Origin of the sequence: Acinetobacter sp. MYb10 (assembly GCF_002980175.2) — a bacterium.
Lineage (GTDB): Bacteria > Pseudomonadota > Gammaproteobacteria > Pseudomonadales > Moraxellaceae > Acinetobacter > Acinetobacter guillouiae.
Genome location: NZ_CP058272.1, coordinates 1,163,860 through 1,183,672, shown reverse-complemented (window position 1 = coordinate 1,183,672; position 19,813 = coordinate 1,163,860). Strand labels below are relative to the sequence as shown.

Sequence of the window (19,813 nt, the reverse complement as noted above, 5' to 3'; positions counted from 1 at the left end):
TTTAATTGATTGAAATTAAATTAAAAATTAGAACGTATTAAGGTTAAGCTTATGGCATTTATAGACAGTAAAAATCAGACCGCAGGGTCAAATACACAGCAACAACCAGCCGCTAAAGAGACCAAGCCAGCGGTAGAGTTGGCAGTATTTAATTTGGCCAGCCTGACGCATACAGAAGACCATAAGTTTATCGCCCATCAAATCCAAAACTATTTACAGGCTTGCGGAAATACCAGCCTAGAACAGATCAAAGCAAGCGCCAATGTACCGACAGTCGCCAATATCTTTGCATTATCCGGCAGTGTTTTAGACCTTATTTTATTTGCTACTGAACCCAAACAAGCTGAGGCAGGCGTACAACAATCGGCATTGTTAAGCATGAACTTAATCGGTTTATTTTTACAACCGAATACAGAAGCACATGTGCGTATGGCTTTACGTCCAATGTTGGGTTTAATGGCCGAATGTTTATACCCAGCCAATGGCAAAATCAAAGAAGCTGATTTACGTCGTATGCAGCTACACTTAAATGCGCAGATGGCAGGCGATTTAGAAAAATTCCTACAAGAAACACAAGGTAAATTATCAGGTTTATTGTCGAGTGCTACGACATTAGGGACTTCAATTCTCCAAGCTTTTAGTAGCAGTGCTGTAGCTGGATTACCCAGCGTTGCTGCAGCGGGAGCCACAGCTGAAAAACGTGATCCCAGCAAACAGTTTAGCAACTGGGCACAGCCATTGATTGATTTGTTGGGTACACCTGCACAAGCTGATATGACAGCAAAGATGACCCCGAATATCGCAACACGATTAACAGAAGAAGTGCTTAAGGCGACACCACACCTTGCTACAGTGATTCAACAACAAAGCAATGCAGGAACTCAATATAGTCTTGCTTGGTTGATTCAAGAAACACTAAAAGTCATCCAAACTCAAGGTAAAAAAGCCACAGCCAGTGTACCGTTAAACCAAACAGGCGAACATGAGCAGCATATCAATGGTGATATTTTAGAGTTTGTCACCTTACAACCTGATGCTTTAAATGATCCGATTTGTGCGACCTTAGTTCAAGATCAAAGTTCTAAAACGGATAAAAGTATCAGTTATGCGATTGGCGCTGAGCGGGTTAATCATTCAGACTTTTACTTGCCTAAAGTTGGTTTTACCTTTAGTCGTCAATATAACTCTCAAATGAATGAGTTTGACCACAGTATGATCGGCGCACGTTGGATGATGCCATTTTCCAATGTGATCATACAAAACCAAAATGGGTATTTATTTATTGACAGCAATGGACGTAAACATCAACTGCCTGCTTCGATCGTGTATGAAACATATCAGGTACCCTTTGAAGGCTTTAATGTTGCGCCACATGACGGTGGAGATTTATTGCTGAATTTTGGTTCAGACTGGAATTTTCATTTTCATAGTTTTAATGCTGGAAAACATTATCACCTCGTTCAACAATTTAATGATCAGACTGATGAAAAGGTGGTTCTGACCTATTTGTTATTTGAACAATTTGCCTATTTACAAGCGATTGATTTCCAATTGAAGCGCGCTAAACATTTAGTTAAATTTGCTTTTAATGAACAAGCCAAAGTCATTGCCGCATTTGTCGATGAACAAGCGGAAGCATTGGCACGTTATGAATATGATCAACAAGGCAATCTGATCAAAGCCATTGATCAAAATGGACATACACGCAGTTATGAATATAACCATGCCCATCAATTGACCCGTTATACAGATCGTACTGGACGTGGGCAAAATATTCGATATGAATCTACCGCACCCAAAGCCAAAGCGATTGAGGAATGGGCAGATGATGGCAGTTTTAAAACCCGTTTAGAATGGCATCCACGTTTGCGTCAAGTGGCAGTCTATGATGCTTATGAAGTTCCAACCTATTATTATTTTGATTTAGACGGTTTTACCTATCGTACTCGTTTAGCCGATGGTCGTGAAAAGTGGATATCTCGAGATAGTCAAAAACGGATTACGCGTCAAATTGATTTTGCAGGCTTAGAAACAGAGCAAGTCTATAACGATCAAGATCAATTGGTGAAAATTGTACAGCCAAATGGTGGTATTATTCTGTTTGCCTATGATGAAAATGGTAATCTGACTGAAACCAAAGACCCAGAAGGCAATATCTGGAAAAAACAATATGATGCTGATGGCAATGTCAGCAAAGACATTAATCCTTTAGGACATATCACCCAGTATAAATATAATAATGACAACCAATTGGTTGAAGTGATTGATGCCAAAGGTGGCTCAAAGAAAATTCAATATAATGATCTTGGGCAGATGGTGTCGTATACCGATTGTTCAGGGAAAAGCAGTGCTTGGGAATATGATGAAGAAGGGACACTGACCGCGCAAGCTGCTGCGGATGCACAACAGGTTCAGTATCTCTACAGTACTCAAGGTAAAGACCGAGGGCAGTTACAAGCAATCATTTATCCTGATGGATTAAAAGAACAATTTGAACATGATGAAGAAGGGCGTTTACTTAAGCATACTGATAGTAAAGGTTTAATCACCCAATATAAATACAATCAAGTCGGGCTATTAGAACAACGGGTCGATGCCAATAGACACCAAATCGGCTACCAGTGGGATAAACAAGGTCGAATTCAAAAACTAAGCAATCAAAACCATGCCGAATATCTATTTGACTATAATCGTTTTGGGCAATTGGTACGTGAACAAGCCTTTGATGGTGAAGAAAAGCACTTTACATATCATGACAATGGATTTTTATTTCAAATCCGCCAACCAAATATTCTGACTCAATTCGGCTATCATACGGATGGTTCGATCGCGTCAAAGACTTATACCCATTTGCAGACTCGGCATAGCCAAGTTGAAGAATTTGAATACAACTTAAATAACCAACTCAGCAAAGCGACCAATACAGAAAGCCAAATTGATTTTTATCGCAATCAACTCGGACAATTGGTACGTGAGCATCAACATTATAAAGTAGCAAATCTAACCCCACTCACAGCAGTATTACGTTATGAGTACGACGAATTGGGGAATTTGACTCAAACCATTCGTCCTGATGGACAAGTACAAGCCAATCTAAGTTATGGATCAGGGCATATTTATGGCATTGCTTTTAACCAACAAGATATGGTGGCATTCCAACGTGATGATTTACATCGTGAAACCACACGACTGCTGGCCAATGGTTTAGTGCAAACCAAGAATTATAATGATGTGGGCTTACTCACCTCACAAGTCATTCGCCCTGAACAAGAAACAACGGACAGGGTACAATTTCAAGCAGGACGTTATTATCACTATGATAAAAACTATTTGCTGACTCAAGTCGATGATAGTCGTCTAGGAAAGTTAAATTACCAATATGATCCAATCGGACGTTTAATCAAAAGCCAAAACCCATATAAATCGGAGAGCTTTAGTTTTGATCCTGCGGGGAACTTGATTGATCCGATTGCCACACAAGCTGCGCAAGTGAAAAATAACTTGATTAGCCAGTATCAAGGCAAACATTATAAATATGATGCACAGGGCAATGTGATTGAAACCACTCAAGCAGGTCAGACCTTAAAACTCACTTGGGATAACTTAAACCGTCTGATTCAAAGTGACAACAATGGTCAAATTACAGACTATGGTTATGATGTGTTTGGCAGACGATTATTTAAGAATAACCAAACAGACCACAGCCTAACCTTATTTGGTTGGGATGGTGATCTAATGATATGGGAGTCATATCAAGCAAACCAAACTCAATCAAAACAGCAAGACTACACCAAACACTATGTCTATGAACCGAATAGTTTTGTACCGCTATTACAGACTGGATATGTTGGCTTTATTAAACTGATAGAAACACCAGACTATCGCCAATTTCAAAACGTACCCTATTCGATTTATAAAGACCCTGTATGGAAAACAGAAACCAGAAAAAACAATGCTGAATTAGAACGTGTAGCCTTTTACCACTGTGACCAAGTCGGTACACCACAAACTTTAAGTAATGAGCTAGGGGAATGTGTCTGGGAAATTAAACAGGATACATGGGGCACAGCTTTAGAAATTAATACAAGTGATAATCTGCTTGAGCAAACCAACTTAAGATTTCAAGGGCAATATTACGATAAGGAAACAGGTTTACACTATAACCGTTATCGTTATTACGAGCCGTTTAGTGCAAGGTATGTGAGTAAAGATCCGATAGGATTATTTGGTGGTATGAATAGTTCCGTTTATGTGAATGATCCAAATCAGTGGGTGGATCCAATGGGGTTAATGGCTGGAAAAGATAGAAGAGATCCATTTAAAATAGAAGGGCTTTCTCCTTCTATTTTAAATGAAAATATGAACATACAAAAGGATAGAGAGTATCGTAGAGAATATTTTAGACAGATAAATGCACGAGATGAAGCTCATAGAAAGGAAAGAGAAAGATTAGAACGACAAGAAGCTGAGTTAAAAAGAAAAGAAAAAAGAAGAGAATATAGTGGGCAGATGGGAATTAATCAAATGAATGTTCCTGGAAAGTCTCAATTACCACAAAAATCAATATCAGATATGATGACTCGAACTGAAGGAACAGTTGTTGGAGGATCGTTTAAGTTTGTAGGCGGATTTGATGGTTTGGCTGGAAGTGCTTATTCTAAAACAGACGACAATAAACTTAAAAGATGTAAACTGGTAAGCTTTTGCCCTTCCATAGGAGCAGTTGCTCAAGCGACAGGAAATGTACAAAAATTATATAGTGCTGGAGAAATGAATTCTGGTATTAGTTTGTCGGCATGTGGAACAGGAGTTGCTGGAGCTACAGTAGGTGGAACAGCATCAAATTGCACTACAATATTTGATTCTAGCGGTATTAAACAAAATTTGGGTTTTAAAACTCCAAAGGAACTGTATAGTTTATCAAATCAAACAGTAACAGTTGGTGGTGTTGTAGGTGCTGCTGCTGGTGTTAGTGGCTCTATTTGCCCACAAATTACGATATGTAGTGTACCAAAATAAAATTTGAAGTTTGGATGGATGGATTTTAATGTATAAGATATTGATTGTTTTTATTTTTTTAATTGGCGGGCTCAGTGCATGCACAAACTCAAAGATAAATACTATTGAGGATAAAAATCCAAATATAATTTCAATCCCATGTGAAATTGCAAATGAGTATGGCACGATCAAATGTGGACAGATCCCAATAAGTCTAAAAAATGAAGTCAATCAAAAATTGATACCAAATTGTCAAATAGACTTTGAAAATTTTAATGATAGTAGTAAAAAGTGCTTAGAACAGAATGATAAAAGACCTGCTGATGCCTATATCTTAGGAAATTTAAAATATTATGGAGAGTTTTATGATAAAAATGAGGCAGAAGGATTAAAATATATCGAATATGCTGCAGAGCATCAGAATCCTCAAGCTAAATTCTGGTTAGCTAAAAAATTTGAAGCAGAAGGTAATATTAATTCTGCAACAATATTAATAAAAGAAGCAGCTAATCTAGGAAATCCTCTGGCAATACATAGTTTAGGTGCAAGATATAGTAGAGGAATTGGTGTAGATAAAAATTTAGATCAAGCATTATTATTATTAAATCAATCTAAAGAATATATTCCTGCTTCTTTTTCAGAGATAGCTTTGATTGAACTGCAAAAAGGTAATATAGAGGGGTTTATTAAATATAATAACATTGCAATTGATAAAAAGTATTGGTTTTCTTATGCTGATTTAGCTGTTTTATACTTGGGAGAAATGCCAAATCTTGAAGGTTATCGTGATTTGGATAAAGTTATTGATTTATCGAATAAATTAATAGAACATAATGTTGCTGTAGGGTATGCATTGAAGGCTAGAGTATTACAATATAAATCAGATGGAGTTGCTAATCCTGAGATTTGTGATTTGTATAAATTATCTTTTGATAAAGGTTATTTATCTGCTGGTTTAAGCGTTGGTTCTGAATATTTGTTAGGTAATAATTGTTCTAAAAATTATAAATTAGCATTAACTACTTTTAATTCACTATATAGCGAGTCAGATAAAGACATAAAAGTTGTAGCAGCCTCAAATTTAGGTTATATGTATCTAAATGGATTGGGAGTTAATCGTGATTTAAATAAATCAAAAGAATATCTAGAGTATGCTAAAAACTATGGATTTCAGCCTGCTATAGATATGTTGCAAAAAATAAAATAATTTTATTGTTTTTCTATTGTTTGAGGTTTTTAATTTTGAACAATAGAAATTATATTTATTTAATAGGAAATTTAAAATTAAAATTTGACTAATAAGATTTTTGATTTCTGTAGATGAAGAATGTTTTATATAGAGGGTTTATGAAAGTTTTTTTGTTAATCCCATTGTTTTTAATATTGGGAGGTTTAAATGGATGTATAAATTCTAATACTGAATCCAATCGTTTTGATGTTATAAAAGTTCCTTGTGCAATAACCAATGCAAATGGAGTAATAGGATGTGGTAAAGTACCTATTAGCATTAATGATGAGGTAAACAAAAAGCTTTATCCAAATTGCGATATAGACTTTAATAATTTTACTAAAAATGAAAAGAAATGTTTAGAAGAAAACTATAATAGACCAGCTGATGCATATATCTTAGGGAATTTGAAATATTATGGTAAATATTTTACTAAGAATGAAAGTGAAGGATTTAAACTTATAAAATTTTCTGCAGATAATAATAATCCTGAGGCGAATGCTTGGTTAGGAGATTATTTTTCAAAAAAAGGTGATATTCAAGAGTCAATTAAATACATAAAAATAGCGGCAGATTTGGGTAGCCCTTTGGGAATGCATAATTTAGGTGCAAGGTATATTAGAGGGAGTGGTGTTGAAAAAAATACAGAAAAAGCATTATTTTTATTAAATCAATCAAAAGAATTTATTCCAGCCTCTTATTCAGAAATAGCATTACTAGATTTACAAAAAGGAGATGTTGATGGTTTTATTGAAAATAATAATATAGCAGTTGAAAAAAAATATTGTTTTGCACTTGTTGATTTAGCCTCTTTATATTTAGGTGAAATGCCAAACTTGGAAGATTATCGTGATCTAAAAAAAGCTGATTTATTGGCAAACAAACTAATTGAACATGATGTAATCGTTGGTGATTTTGTCAAAGCAAAAGTTTTTCATTATCAAAATCTAAGAACTCCTGAAATTTGTAAATTATATAAAAATTCTTTTGAAAATGGGTATATGCCTGCTGGTATAAATTTAGGTGCAGAATACTTAACAGGAGGAAATTGTGATAAAAACTATAGACAAGCTTTGGATATTTTTTTAATGTTATTTAACTCTACAGATAAAGATATTAAAGTTGTTTCTGCATCAAAAATAGGATATATGTATTTAAATGGTTTAGGTGTACCAAAAAATAAAATTAAAGCTAAAGAGTTCTTGGAAATAGCTGTAAATGGAGGTTATGAGCCTGCTAAGGATATGTTAAAAGAGCTATAGATCTTTTTAAATTGATTTTTAAGATCTCTTAAATAGGATAATTTAAGAGATCTTTTGAGATTGCTAGCTCATAAAAGCCATTGTAACGAAGCCTATCAAGAGAAATCGAGTCTAAAGTTAAATGAACCACAGTACAATAAATAAGAAAGTATTTTTATATGTTTACCATAATTATTGAAGTTGTGTTGGGGTAATTTATATCTAATCTCAAAGCAGAGGATCATCCTTGTTTATTTTGTTTGATAAAGGGATGCTTTTTAGGGTTGACAGGTTTTTTTAGTGGTTAGTTATAATTTTTTTAAAGATGATTATCTAATGCCTTTTAATGACCTAATATTTTTATTAACTCAAGCTTTAGGGGGCGTTTCATTAATTTTTCTTTTAATCGATTATTTATTTTCTGATAAGAAAGATGAATTTTTTTTAAAATGGTTATTCTAATTAATTAGTCTATAAGCTATGATACAGGTTGTAAGTTGAAGGTTTTAAATAAAAATAGAGGTGTAATGAAAAAACTGATTGCAATAATAATGTTGTGTACTTTGTTTGTTTCAAGTTGCATAATTAAAAAAAGTAATGTGCCAACTGATATTGTTTATAAAGAGGATTTTAATAAGGTTATAAATACTTATTTTGTTCAATATGAGCCAAAATCATTTAACCTTATTGATAAAGATGTCACGCAATATATGGCTATTGATATAAGTAAGAAAAAGATGGGTTTTTATGAATTTCAACAAGTTCAAAAAAAATTAAATAGAAATGGATGGAAATTGGTTGATCAAAATGATGTATTGTTTAAATATTGTTTAAATGAATATCAGATTTTATCAATTCTATTTCCAAGTAAAAATAATCATTATGATTCCAAAGGTAATATATTTAAATATGATGATAAAAATAATTGGGCTTTAGAGTTATATTTTAATGCCTATGGTGTTGATTATTGTATGGGATATTATAATAAGCCATAAAATATTAGCAATATGTAGTACTGCGTTTTTACATAAATTATTAAGGATGATGTGCTATCAAGAGGTTTATTTATTTAATGACTTTGATCTTTTTTTTGCAAGCTTGTAATGGCATACATAAAGATAGTTCTGAAAACAATGAAATTGAAGTTGAGAAAGAAGTTTCTTACTTGTTTGAAGGTCTTAATTATGATTTAAAGGTAGGAATGAAACGAGGTTTTGCGAACTACTATAATTTTTTTATTCCTAAGTCTGATTTATCCTTATCTGATTTTGAAATGATAAAAAGTAAAATAGAGAAAAATTGGAAGTTGGTCTATACATCTGAGGATCAGTATGTGTTTTGTTATGATTGGTATAATCAAATGACAATCATTTATCCAGAAAAAATGGAATATTATGATAAATTTGGTCAAAAATTATACATAAAATCTAGTTCTCTTGATAAGTGGGGGATAAGTATAAAGTATATAAAAGAAGGAACGTCATATTGTAAGGATGCTGAATTTTGAATGGTTTTTTATTGACAAAACTAAAATCAACTTTGGATAAAACTTATAGATTAAAAATGTATAAAATATTCTTTTCTATACTAGGATTACCCTTTTTCTTAGTGTCATGTGTAAATAATAATTCACACAAAAATAAGGTCGATATTCAAGAGTTTTCAAAATTGGTTTTTAAAGGGTATAAATATGAGTATGAGCCTGGGATAGTGAAGCCTAATGCTGAAATGTCTAGTATTTTGATATCCAAAGATAACATGAGTAAAGTTGAATTTTTTGGTGTTGAAGAAAAGATAATAAAAGAAGGATGGGTAAGAAAGGATGTTTATAATGGATTATATATATTGTCATGGTATTTATAATAAATTAGGAATTTTATATCCAGAAAAGAATGAATATTTTGATAGAAGTGGAAGTAGAGTTGTCTTTGGTGATTTTAATGATTGGTTGATTTATTATGTATATAATGATGGTGGTGTAAATGGTTGTAAGTAATTTATATGGAGTTTTTATTTAAAATTATTTGGAGTGAATGAAAATTAAGATAGTAGTTTTCTTGTTTGAAGTGCTGATTAATTAATAGGGTTGAAAGTCGAAGGTTTTTATAGTGTTGAAATATATATGTATTTTATTTTTTTTAATGGTGGGGTGTAGTTCAAATACAAATATGTATGAAAATAAAGATAGTTTAAATTACACTTTAGTAAGTGAAAAATTATTTTATGATGTTAAATATGATTTTGTTGAAGTTATAGTCAAGGATAAGGTCGAAAATTATAATGTTTTTGTCAGTAAAAAATACATGAGTATTGAATTTTATAATAGCACTGTAATAAAAAGAATTAAAGATATGGGTTGGAAAAAAGTTAAATCAACCTATGAGAATCAAGATATATACTGTTATGATGAAAAAAATGAAATGGCAATCTTATATCCTACAAAACAAAATTATTCTTCGAAAGATGGCAAGAATGGGTTTAGTATAACAAAAAAGTACCTAGACTATTGGGTTGTATATTATAGGTTTAAAGATGATGGTACGAATAATTGTTAATATTTAACACAGACATTAGGACAACGATAATGCTAAAGAAAACGCTCTTTATATTGTTAAGTAGTACATTTTTTACAGTACATGCAACTCCTGATTTTTTAAGCTATAAAAATTGCAGTCCGCTAAATTTAAGTGATGCAAATTTTAGTCTTTCATCGAAAGAAGTCTTTCCTGAATATTCATACATTACTAAAAAATATAACTTTTTGACGTTACCGATTTCAGATCAAGATCAACATTATTGTTTAATTATCAATAATAAAAATAAAGTGATTGTTGATGCTATTCCAACAATGTTAAGTGGTATGTGTGCTGGAAAGTGGGATAAGCAAAAAGATCTACCTATTTGGGAGGCTGATGTAGGTGGGGGAAGAGGCGCAGTTGTTTATATGAATTATTCAACAAGCCAAAATTTAAAAAAAATGAAAAAGTCTGAAAGATTAGAAATAGATGAAATAATCAAAAGCATAAATTGCCAATTGTCTGTATATAGCAAAAATGATATTCAAGAGCTTAATGATTCTGCATTTTATTTATATAAATTAGGTTATTATAATGAATCTTTAAGCATTTTAAACCATGTTATAAAGCTAGATCCAAGTAGAGCAGTAGCTTACTTAAATATTGCCGATATATATGTCGCACAAAAAAATGAACTGCTTGCTAGGAAAAACTACGCTATATATTATGCCGAGATGAAAAAATTAGGTCTTTTAAGCAAAGTGCCAAATAGAATTAAAAAATACTTATAATTAGGTTTTTTAGGATCGTTATGAAAAAAATTATTAAGTCTATTGTAACCTCATTTCTAGTGTTTTGGCTGGCTGCATGTTCAAATACAGATAAAGCAGAAATTATTCCTGATCGTTTTAAGAATTTTATGAATATATATTTTCATGGCTATATTTATGAATATAAGGATATTAATGCTCGTGGTAATCATAATTATGGTGAGCAATATGCATTAATTAAGATTAAAAAAGCAGATTTAAATCGCGATGAAATGAAAAATATTTATAAAAAACTTGAAGATGGAGGGTGGAAATTAGTCGAGACTAATCATGATAATTACGTTAATTTTTGCTATGGAGAAGATTTTTCTCTAATTATTTTATATCCATTAGGAAAATTCGCAAAGACTCCAGCAGGTATTCCATTAAGCTATGATGACATTAATGTCTGGCAGATTTCTGTTTATAAAAGTACATCAAAGTTAGCTGCATGTAATCAAAATTCAAACGATTTTATTGATTTTAAGAAGCTTTGATTTGAATCGTTGCCATAAGTTTGGTTTTTCAATAAAACCTAAAAATCACAGTTTTTTACCTCCTTATCGTGATTGAATCAATCCGCATTAAACACAGTCTGTAAATTCCGACTTTATAGTTTGCCCATTGTTTGTTGTACATAAATTCTTCATTTTTATATGAGGTTAAACAAGGATGTACAACAATGAAGAAGTTATTTCTATTTATAGGTTCAATGGGGCTTTTGGTCAGCATGCCTAGTTTTGCAGCAGATTTAAGTATAGGTGACCCTAAAACAGAATCAGGTGAACTTAAACTTTCTGGCGCAATCCGTACCCGATATATGTACAAAGATTATATCGTTGAAGCAAATGAAGGTTCTAAAAACAAGGATTGGCAGCTTGCAGATATTAAAACAGTATTGAGTTATGAAAATCCAAATTGGATTGCCTCATTAGATCTACGCTGTTACCAATACAGCCGTTTATGTGATGGATTATTTCTAAAAGATGCTTGGGCTGGATATAAAATTTCAGACCAACAACGCTTTACCGTGGGTTTCCAGTCAGTTGATTTTGGATTTGGTCGACTGTGGGGCAACAGCTATTATGAAACCTTGCTAAATACGGTTGGCTTAGAAGATATTCAAAATCTAGGTGCGAAGTATCAGTTTAAAAATGATCAATACAATTTTATTTTAGGTTTTTATCCAACAGATGGCGGTAACTATACAGGAACATCCAAAGACGCAAGTCGCTATAGTGGTAACTTCGTTCAAGCCGATGATTTAAGCCAAGGCACAGATATCGATGAAAAAAATATGTGGGTGACGCGCTTATCTAAAAAATTTGAGTTGGACCCAGCGCAAAAGTTTTCAACTGAGATTGGTGGTTCATTCTGGTACTCAGATCTGGAAAATAATCGCACGCAGCAAGATGGTCATCGAAGTACATGGAGTGTATTTAGTACAACCAATTATCAAGCATGGCAATGGCTCTTCCTTGCAGGTGAACAGAACATTAAAAATGCCGATAATCTTCTGCCAAATAGCTCAACCATCGGGGCGTTTGATTATCCCTACCAAGTGGCCAATAAAGGCAAATTTATGGCCAATGAAATTAATTACACCTTGGCTCAACCCTTTTATCAGTTGGAAAATATTAAACCTTATCTGTCCTATAGCCGTTTCTTTAAAGATCAAAAGGGCTATCAAGATTCAGATCGTTTAATTGCTGGGGTGTATTTTAATTACAAAGCAGTAGGGATTCAGGGCGAATATATTTGGAGTCGTAATGATCCAATGACAGGCGGTAGTGCCAATGGTCTTGCACAAGGCGACAGTAATCAGTGGAATAAATTATTTTACTTATCACTTGGTTATTATTTCTAAAATTAACATAGAAGATCAACCAGTCTATTTAAAATAGACTGGTTCTTTCGGTTCTGCCTAGGCCAGCCACTCTTAGGAATAGTTGGCACTTAGGATTAGGCCGCTCTTAGGGTTAGACGGCTCTTAGGACCAATGCCCCGATTAAAATAATACATGACGAGATAATACGTATCGTATTAACTTGCTCTTTAAGAATAAAGATCGAAATTAGCGTAGCAAATAAAATCGAGGTTTCACGCAGTGCGGCAACAATAGCAACTGGTGCAAGTGTCATCGCCCACAATGCAAGTCCATAAGAGAAAAATGAGCCAATCCCACCGATTAAACCGAAATGCCAATTATGACGAAAATAATCACCCATCTGGCGATACTGCATTTTCAAGGCAAACATAAAAAAGATCAGACCTGAGAGCACAAAGCTCCATAAGATATAAGAAATGGGTGATCCTGAGAGACGAATCCCATGACCATCCACCAAGGTATAGCCAGCAATTAAAACTGCATTGAGCAAGGCTAAGCCAATCCCTTTTCTTCCTGTTTGAGAGGTCGCGAAGATCATAGATAAAATGCCGATGGAAATGGTAATGATCCCAAGCCAAGCATTAAGTTCTAATGTTTCATGCAGCAAGAATGTCCCTAAAACTGCCACAATAAGCGGTGCAGTACCACGCATCAGTGGATAGCTTAGTCCCATGTCAGCGACACGATAGATTTTGGCAACCATACCAAAATAGAGAATCTGTATTCCCGTTGAGGCCAAAATATAAGGCCAACTAGCGCGATGTGGTATCGGGAAAAAGGGCAGCAGTAGCGCTGCTAAAACTGCTGCTGATGCAGTCACCAGTACAGTGGTTAAAAATTTATTTGAGCCTGCTTTGACAATAGCATTCCATGTGGCGTGAAATACCGCTGCGATTAAAATAAGGCCAAATATTGCCGTGCTCATATGCTGCCTGCATGTTCATGATTGAATTAATGTGCATGATGTTGTTAAAAAAAGAAAGCAGGCAGCTGATCTCGATTATAAAAATACCTTTTCAGCGTGCTGTGTTACCGATTCTACCGGTTGAATCAGTTGTCCACGTGATAGGTTCTGAACATGCTGCAATCGATTCTGTAATTCATTTTGGATAAACAGGATACAGGTCTGTAATTTAGATGAGCTTTTTAAACGTGACGGGTAGACAGCCCATACATCGGCATCTTGCCAGTATTCAGGCAAAATATGCTGTAACTGACCGCTAATCAACTCATCTGCAACATCCCAAATTGAACGTAAGATAATGCCATGACCTTCGACTGCCAATTGGTGAATAATTTCACCATTGTTGGAAATAAAACGTGGGGTGACATGTACCGACATATCTTCTGAAGCGTGGCGTAATTTCCATAATACCGAGGATTGATCACGTTCACTGATGGTTAAGCAATCATGACTACGTAAATCGTCTAAACTTTCAGGCATTCCATTTTTTAGTAAATAGCTTGGTGCAGCACAAAAAATTCGGAAATTAGAAACCATTTTTTTGGCAATCATATTGGGTGCAATTTCATTACCAATCCGAATATCTAGATCAATACTGTGTTGAATTAAATCTTTCGTATTATCAATTGTATCAAACTGAATTTCTAATTTTGGATACATGGTCAGCAGTTTAGACAGGATCGGTGCAACATGTTTCCGTCCAAAACCAAAGCTACTGACAATATCCAGATGGCCTGTGGGGGTACTTAATGGGTTATTGACCAACTCACTGATTTCATCAAATTCATCCAAAATATGAGCGACTCGCTCCAAAATCAGTTTGCCATCTTCAGTCAAACTGACATGACGGGTACTGCGATGAAACAATTTACAGTTTAAATTGTTTTCTAAAATGTTGATGCGCTTACTAATAAACGCAGGCGAAACACCCAGTTCCTCAGCAGAATCAACAAAACTTTTACGTTTTGCGACTGTGCAAAAAACCTTTAAATCCGATAGGTTAGGTAGATTATTCACGATCCGTGTCCATTGGGGTGATAGTTTTATTATTGATCATTTTTGCTGAAAATAGCATGTTTACAGCTAAGGATATTAACCAAAGGTGTAAGGGAGCGTTATGGCAAAAAAGTATAAAGTTGCGACGATTGCAGGCGATGGAATCGGGTTAGAAGTTCTACCAGAAGGGATCAAGGTTGTAAAGGCAGCTGCAGACAAATATGGCATAGCGCTACAGTTCGATGCGTTTGAGTGGGCAAGTTGTGATTACTATCTTGAACACGGAAAAATGATGCCGGATAACTGGTTTGAAATTTTACAGCAATACGATGCGATTTTCTTTGGTGCAGTGGGTTGGCCTGAAAAAGTGCCAGATCATATTTCTCTTTGGGGGTCGTTGCTACAGTTCCGTCGTCGTTTTGATCAATATGTAAATTTACGTCCAGTACGTTTAATGCCAGGGGTGAAATGCCCACTTGCAGGTAAAAAACCGGGGGATATTGATTTCTACGTGGTACGTGAAAATAGCGAAGGTGAATACTCTGCGATTGGTGGTAAGGCTTTTGAAGGTACTGAGCGTGAGTTTGTTTTACAAGAAGCTGTGTTTACCCGTCATGGTGTAGACCGCATTTTGAAATATGCTTTTGAGTTTGCCAATCAACGCGATGCTAAAAAAATTACCGCTGCAACCAAATCAAATGGTATTGCAGTCAGTATGCCGTACTGGGATGAACGTGTTGATGAGATGGCAAAACAATATCCGCAAATCAAGGCAGACAAACAGCATGTCGATATTTTGGCCGCGCGTTTTGTGTTACAGCCTGAACGTTTTGATGTCGTGGTTGCTTCAAACTTGTTTGGTGATATTTTGTCGGATTTGGGGCCTGCATGTACAGGAACGATCGGTTTAGCTGCTTCTGCAAACTTAAATCCAGAACGTAATTTCCCATCGTTGTTTGAACCTGTACATGGTTCTGCACCCGATATTTATGGTCAAAAAATTGCCAATCCAATTGCTGCAATCTGGTCTGGCGCAATGATGTTGGATTTCTTGGCAGATGGTGATGAACAGGTGGTTCAAGCAGGTCAAGAGATTATGCAGGCAATTGAACATGTATTGCTATATGGCCCGAAAACACCAGATGTGGGTGGAACAGCCAAGACGGACGATGTTGGAGATGCGATAGCAGCATTTGTAACACATCAAAAAATGGACTTATTCGCGATGGAGTAATCGCCCTTAGGGAATAAACAATCAGGATCCAAGATGGATTGAATGGATATGGATAATCAAAATACAAAACTTTATACAGATAAGACACTTGCAATAACCAGTCTTGCCGTTGTGTTTATTTCGGTGGCTGGTTTGGCAATTTACTCGACTGAATCTATACAGCTTGCGGCTCAATGGATGAAGTGGACAACATCTGTTTTTACTACACCAGTGCTTTTATTTGCATTTTTATCGATTATTTTTACCTTTGCTTTGGCATTCAGTAAATATGGAAAAATCAAGTTAGGTGAAGGCAAACCGCAATACAGTACCATGTCATGGATTTTCATGTTCATTTTATCGGGTATTGGTTCTTCGACCTTATATTGGGGCTTTTTAGACTGGGCTTATTATTATCAAACACCGGGTTTAAATTTAACTCCTGAATCTGCGGAAGCACTGAAATATAGCGTTGCTTACTCATTCTTTCATTCGGGATTGAGTGCTTGGTCGATCTATGCGCTGGCTTCAATTTCACTGTGTTATAGCTATCACGTCAGAAAAAATAAAGGCTTAAGTTTGGCGTCAATGATTGAAGCGGTCACTGGTTTTAAGGCAACTGGACCTGTTGGGCGCCTTGTCGATCTGATGTTCTTGTTGTGTATGTTCGGTGCTTTAACAATTTCTTTGGTGCTGACTGCGGTGACTTTTACCAATATATTGTCGCAGTTGACAGGTATCCCGAATACCTTTATGACCAAAGTGGTGATTATTTTTGCAGTATCGATTTTATTCGCCCTGAGTTCTTATGTGGGGATGGATAAGGGCATGCAACGTCTCAGCCATATGGTGTGTTTAGGTGTGGTGTTGTTTGCGATTTATGTGCTGTGCTTTGGGCCGACCCAATTCATTATGAATAACTCGCTGATGAGCTTTGGCTTAATGGCAACCAATTTTGTCGATATGAGTTTATTTACCGACCCAATGGGCGATGGAAAGTTCACCCGTGAATGGACCGTATTTTATTGGTTATGGTGGATTTCTTATGCACCGGGTGTGGCGTTATTTGTAACGCGTGTTTCAAAGGGACGTACCATCAAAGAAGTGATTCTTGCCATGGTCATCGGCGGTAGCGTTGGTTTATGGTTCATCTTTGGGGTGTTTGAAAACTACAGTGTCTATAACTTTATTCACGGTATGGTCAATGTGCCACAAGTTTTAAGCCAACAAGGTGGTGAAGTTGCGATTAGCCAACTGCTTGGTTTATTGCCTGCTGGCAAGCTGATGATGTGGATTTTCCTTGGGATTATGGTGATTTTTCTTGCAGCACATATGGATGCTGTGGGCTATGCAGTGTCGGCAACTTGTACTCGTGGTTTACGTGAGGGGCAAGACCCATCACCAAATGCACGTTTGTTCTGGTGTGTGATGCTAACCCTTGTTCCGATTGCGATGATTTTCTCTAAAGCACCTTTGGACACCATGAAGACCGCGACCATTGTGACTGCATTGCCATTCATTGTGATTATTTTGATACAGACCTATGGCTTGGTGAAATGGTTGATTGAGGATTATTCAAAGGTTCCATCCCATCTGATTGAGCAAATGAGTTTTAGTGAGTTGGAATCTTTAGATCAAACAGACGCAAATAAACATATGCACATTGATGTTGCAATTGAACCCACTGCGGATAAAACCAGTCAAAAGGAATTGTCATGACACAACAATCGAGCATGCACTATAGATTGAGTGAAGAAATGCAAAGTCTGGTGTATTGGAGCAGCATTTATTCACCTGCGGATGACGATATCGATTCTATTCGGGCTGCGTATGATGCGATGTGCTTACATTACACCTTACCGCGTGATGGTACGGTCAATATTGAAGATAAAACTGTGCCGCAGCTCAATCATCCAGTCAATGTTCGGTTGTATTCACCATTGGGTGAAGTACCAGCGACAGGTTGGCCATGTATTTTATATCTTCATGGTGGCGGTTGGATGGTGGGAAATCTTGATTCACATGAGTTTATCACTCGCTATTTATGCCGTGATTTAAATGTTGCTGTGCTGAGTGTGGATTATCGCTTAACACCAGAACACCATTTTCCAGCTGCATATGAAGACTGTGAAACGGTATATCACTGGCTCTATCAACATGGCCTGCAATGGAAGATTAATCCAAATCAAATTGTTTTGATGGGGGACAGTGCGGGCGGTAATTTAGCGGCTGCACTTGCAGTGCAATTACAACATACAGGGGCTCAAGCCTGTGGTCTTGCAATGATTTATCCATGTTTGAGTAGTGGTTTTGATACGGCATCTTGTCAGCAGCAAGCAGATGCACCGTTACTGTCGCTAGCGGATATGCATGATTACTTGCAAGCCTATGCGCCAAATACAAGCGACTGGCAGGACTTACGTTTATCACCACTGTTGGCACAGGATTTTTCCGATATGCCCCGTAGTTTTATTGCTGTGGCTGAGTATGACCCACTCAGTGATGATGGGCGTATTTTTGCTGACAAGTTAAAACAGGCCAATATTGCAACCGAATTTTATCTCGGTAAAGGATTACTACATGGCAGTTTGCGTTTAGTACGTGACTGTCCTGTGGTGCAAGATTTATATCAGCGCATGCTGAGTTCGTTAAAGCCAATGTTCAATTGATTTGAACATCAGCCAATTTTAAACAAACGGTCGTTAGGACAAAAAAGAGTTTAATGGAGTAAAAACATGAATGCAGTTGAAAAATTACCAGAAGATTTCTGTTCAAACCCAGACGTTGCTTGGACATTTCCCAAAGTGTTCTATACATCGTCTCAGGTTTTTGAGCGTGAAAAAGAAGAAATTTTTGCAAAAAGCTGGATTTGCGTTGCACACGGCAGTGAGGTGGCTCAAGCCAATGACTATATTACCCGTAAGGTCATTGGTGAAAATATTATTGTGATTCGCGGTAAAGACAGCGTACTACGGGCTTTTTATAATGTCTGTCCGCATCGTGGACATGAGTTGTTAAGTGGCAGTGGTAAAGCGAAGAATGTGATTACCTGTCCTTATCATGCATGGACATTTAAGTTAGACGGAAGTTTGGCGCTGGCACGTAACTGTGATCATGTTGAATCCTTTGATAAACAAAACTCAAGTATGGTGCCTGTAAAAGTTGAAGAGTATGCCGGTTTTATCTTTATCAATATGGATGAAAATGCCACTTGTGTTGAAGATCAATTGCCTGAGTTTGCACAAAAGCTCAATGAAACTTGTGCGGTCATCAAAGATTTAAAACTTGCAGCACGCTTTGTGACGGAAACACCAGCGAACTGGAAAGTGATTGTAGATAACTATATGGAATGTTATCACTGCGGACCTGCGCATCCGGGCTTTGCTGATTCTGTTCAGGTGGATAAATATTGGCATACCACACATCAAAACTGGACCTTGCAATATGGATATGCACGTTCTTCAGAAAAATCCTTCAAGCTGGATCCATCGGTACAAGATCCAACCTTTAGTGGTTTTTGGACATGGCCTTGCACCATGTTTAATGTGCCACCAGGCGGTAATTTTATGACCGTGATCTATGAATTTCCTGTAGATGCTGAAACGACATTACAACATTATGATATTTACTTTACCAATGAAGAACTGACTCAAGACCAAAAAGATTTGATTGAATGGTATCGTAATGTCTTCCGCCCAGAAGATTTAAATCTGGTTGAAAGTGTGCAACGTGGCTTAAAGTCACGTGGTTATCGCGGTCAAGGGCGAATCATGACGGATAAGCAACGTTCGGGGATTAGTGAACACGGCATTGCTTATTTCCAAAACCTCGTTGCGCAATATCACAAATAATCATTTAAGGGAGCCTCTCAAAATATCACTGGGGCCAAGAGCTCGATCATGTGTTTTTTAGAGAAGCGCTCAAGTTAAAGGTGCGGCAAATAAAGTCGTACCTTGCTTT

16 protein-coding genes are annotated in these 19,813 nt (G+C 36.0%); 14 read left to right on the top strand and 2 right to left on the bottom strand.

Annotation, left to right across the window (positions count from 1 at the left end; genetic code table 11):
• The first annotated feature begins 51 nt into the window (after positions 1-51).
• From CQZ96_RS05650 to CQZ96_RS05605, 10 genes are all read left to right on the top strand, one after another.
• Positions 52-5,019 carry an RHS repeat-associated core domain-containing protein gene (locus CQZ96_RS05650; RefSeq protein ID WP_228722776.1) on the top strand — a complete coding sequence of 1,656 codons (4,968 nt, stop codon included), beginning with the start codon at positions 52-54 and terminating at the stop codon, positions 5,017-5,019.
• Positions 5,020-5,047: 28 nt separating this feature from the next.
• Positions 5,048-6,205 carry an SEL1-like repeat protein gene (locus tag CQZ96_RS05645; RefSeq protein ID WP_105712975.1) on the top strand — a complete coding sequence of 386 codons (1,158 nt, stop codon included), beginning with the start codon at positions 5,048-5,050 and terminating at the stop codon, positions 6,203-6,205.
• Between the two features lie 140 nt (positions 6,206-6,345).
• Positions 6,346-7,488 carry a tetratricopeptide repeat protein gene (locus CQZ96_RS05640; RefSeq protein ID WP_105712974.1) on the top strand — a complete coding sequence of 381 codons (1,143 nt, stop codon included), beginning with the start codon at positions 6,346-6,348 and terminating at the stop codon, positions 7,486-7,488.
• Positions 7,489-7,994: 506 nt separating this feature from the next.
• A complete protein-coding gene (locus CQZ96_RS05635; protein WP_105712973.1) occupies positions 7,995-8,462 on the top strand; it encodes a hypothetical protein in 468 nt (155 codons plus the stop codon).
• A 77-nt stretch (positions 8,463-8,539) separates the two neighbouring features.
• The gene (locus tag CQZ96_RS05630; protein WP_105712972.1) at positions 8,540-8,974 is read left to right on the top strand and encodes a hypothetical protein; all 435 of its coding nucleotides are present in this window, start codon (positions 8,540-8,542) and stop codon (positions 8,972-8,974) included.
• Positions 8,971-9,330 carry a hypothetical protein gene (locus CQZ96_RS05625; RefSeq protein WP_228722775.1) on the top strand — a complete coding sequence of 120 codons (360 nt, stop codon included), beginning with the start codon at positions 8,971-8,973 and terminating at the stop codon, positions 9,328-9,330. Before CQZ96_RS05630 ends, CQZ96_RS05625 begins: the two co-directional genes overlap by 4 nt.
• 245 nt (positions 9,331-9,575) lie before the next feature.
• Complete coding sequence (locus CQZ96_RS05620) at positions 9,576-10,022, top strand: hypothetical protein (RefSeq protein WP_146113208.1); 447 nt, start codon at positions 9,576-9,578, stop codon at positions 10,020-10,022.
• Positions 10,023-10,051: 29 nt separating this feature from the next.
• A complete protein-coding gene (locus tag CQZ96_RS05615; RefSeq protein ID WP_105712970.1) occupies positions 10,052-10,774 on the top strand; it encodes a tetratricopeptide repeat protein in 723 nt (240 codons plus the stop codon).
• Positions 10,775-10,794: 20 nt separating this feature from the next.
• Positions 10,795-11,289: a hypothetical protein gene (locus tag CQZ96_RS05610; protein ID WP_105712969.1), complete on the top strand. Its 495-nt coding sequence runs from the start codon at positions 10,795-10,797 to the stop codon at positions 11,287-11,289.
• A 185-nt stretch (positions 11,290-11,474) separates the two neighbouring features.
• Positions 11,475-12,659 (top strand): hypothetical protein, encoded by a 1,185-nt coding sequence (locus CQZ96_RS05605; protein WP_056512528.1) that lies wholly within the window; start codon positions 11,475-11,477, stop codon positions 12,657-12,659.
• Positions 12,660-12,771: 112 nt separating this feature from the next.
• Here CQZ96_RS05605 and CQZ96_RS05600 read toward each other — a convergent pair whose 3' ends face one another.
• Complete coding sequence (locus CQZ96_RS05600; RefSeq protein ID WP_105712968.1) at positions 12,772-13,605, bottom strand: DMT family transporter; 834 nt, start codon at positions 13,603-13,605, stop codon at positions 12,772-12,774.
• Between the two features lie 75 nt (positions 13,606-13,680).
• Complete coding sequence (locus CQZ96_RS05595; protein ID WP_004721384.1) at positions 13,681-14,661, bottom strand: LysR substrate-binding domain-containing protein; 981 nt, start codon at positions 14,659-14,661, stop codon at positions 13,681-13,683.
• A 100-nt stretch (positions 14,662-14,761) separates the two neighbouring features.
• On the opposite strand from CQZ96_RS05595, the gene CQZ96_RS05590 reads away from it, so the two are divergent.
• The 4 genes from CQZ96_RS05590 to cntA all read left to right on the top strand — a co-directional run bounded on the left by CQZ96_RS05590 (position 14,762) and on the right by cntA (position 19,704).
• On the top strand, positions 14,762-15,874 hold the full coding sequence (locus CQZ96_RS05590; protein ID WP_105712967.1) for a tartrate dehydrogenase: 1,113 nt from the start codon (positions 14,762-14,764) through the stop codon (positions 15,872-15,874).
• A gap of 42 nt (positions 15,875-15,916) precedes the next feature.
• The gene (locus tag CQZ96_RS05585; protein ID WP_016539053.1) at positions 15,917-17,572 is read left to right on the top strand and encodes a BCCT family transporter; all 1,656 of its coding nucleotides are present in this window, start codon (positions 15,917-15,919) and stop codon (positions 17,570-17,572) included.
• Positions 17,569-18,522: an alpha/beta hydrolase gene (locus CQZ96_RS05580; RefSeq protein WP_105712966.1), complete on the top strand. Its 954-nt coding sequence runs from the start codon at positions 17,569-17,571 to the stop codon at positions 18,520-18,522. The genes CQZ96_RS05585 and CQZ96_RS05580 overlap by 4 nt, the downstream gene beginning before the upstream one ends.
• Before the next feature lie 66 nt (positions 18,523-18,588).
• Complete coding sequence (gene cntA, locus CQZ96_RS05575) at positions 18,589-19,704, top strand: carnitine monooxygenase subunit alpha (protein WP_004721375.1); 1,116 nt, start codon at positions 18,589-18,591, stop codon at positions 19,702-19,704.
• Positions 19,705-19,813 lie beyond the last annotated feature (109 nt).

Bases quoted from the DNA above. Each gene is read 5' to 3' on its own strand.
- CQZ96_RS05650 (WP_228722776.1), top strand. From the start codon at position 52: ATGGCATTTATAGACAGTAAAAATCAGACCGCAGGGTCAAATACACAG.
- CQZ96_RS05645 (WP_105712975.1), top strand. From the start codon at position 5,048: ATGTATAAGATATTGATTGTTTTTATTTTTTTAATTGGCGGGCTCAGT.
- CQZ96_RS05640 (WP_105712974.1), top strand. From the start codon at position 6,346: ATGAAAGTTTTTTTGTTAATCCCATTGTTTTTAATATTGGGAGGTTTA.
- CQZ96_RS05635 (WP_105712973.1), top strand. From the start codon at position 7,995: ATGAAAAAACTGATTGCAATAATAATGTTGTGTACTTTGTTTGTTTCA.
- CQZ96_RS05630 (WP_105712972.1), top strand. From the start codon at position 8,540: ATGACTTTGATCTTTTTTTTGCAAGCTTGTAATGGCATACATAAAGAT.
- CQZ96_RS05615 (WP_105712970.1), top strand. From the start codon at position 10,052: ATGCTAAAGAAAACGCTCTTTATATTGTTAAGTAGTACATTTTTTACA.
- CQZ96_RS05610 (WP_105712969.1), top strand. From the start codon at position 10,795: ATGAAAAAAATTATTAAGTCTATTGTAACCTCATTTCTAGTGTTTTGG.
- CQZ96_RS05605 (WP_056512528.1), top strand. From the start codon at position 11,475: ATGAAGAAGTTATTTCTATTTATAGGTTCAATGGGGCTTTTGGTCAGC.
- CQZ96_RS05600 (WP_105712968.1), bottom strand. From the start codon at position 13,605: ATGAGCACGGCAATATTTGGCCTTATTTTAATCGCAGCGGTATTTCAC.
- CQZ96_RS05590 (WP_105712967.1), top strand. From the start codon at position 14,762: ATGGCAAAAAAGTATAAAGTTGCGACGATTGCAGGCGATGGAATCGGG.
- CQZ96_RS05585 (WP_016539053.1), top strand. From the start codon at position 15,917: ATGGATATGGATAATCAAAATACAAAACTTTATACAGATAAGACACTT.
- CQZ96_RS05580 (WP_105712966.1), top strand. From the start codon at position 17,569: ATGACACAACAATCGAGCATGCACTATAGATTGAGTGAAGAAATGCAA.
- cntA (WP_004721375.1), top strand. From the start codon at position 18,589: ATGAATGCAGTTGAAAAATTACCAGAAGATTTCTGTTCAAACCCAGAC.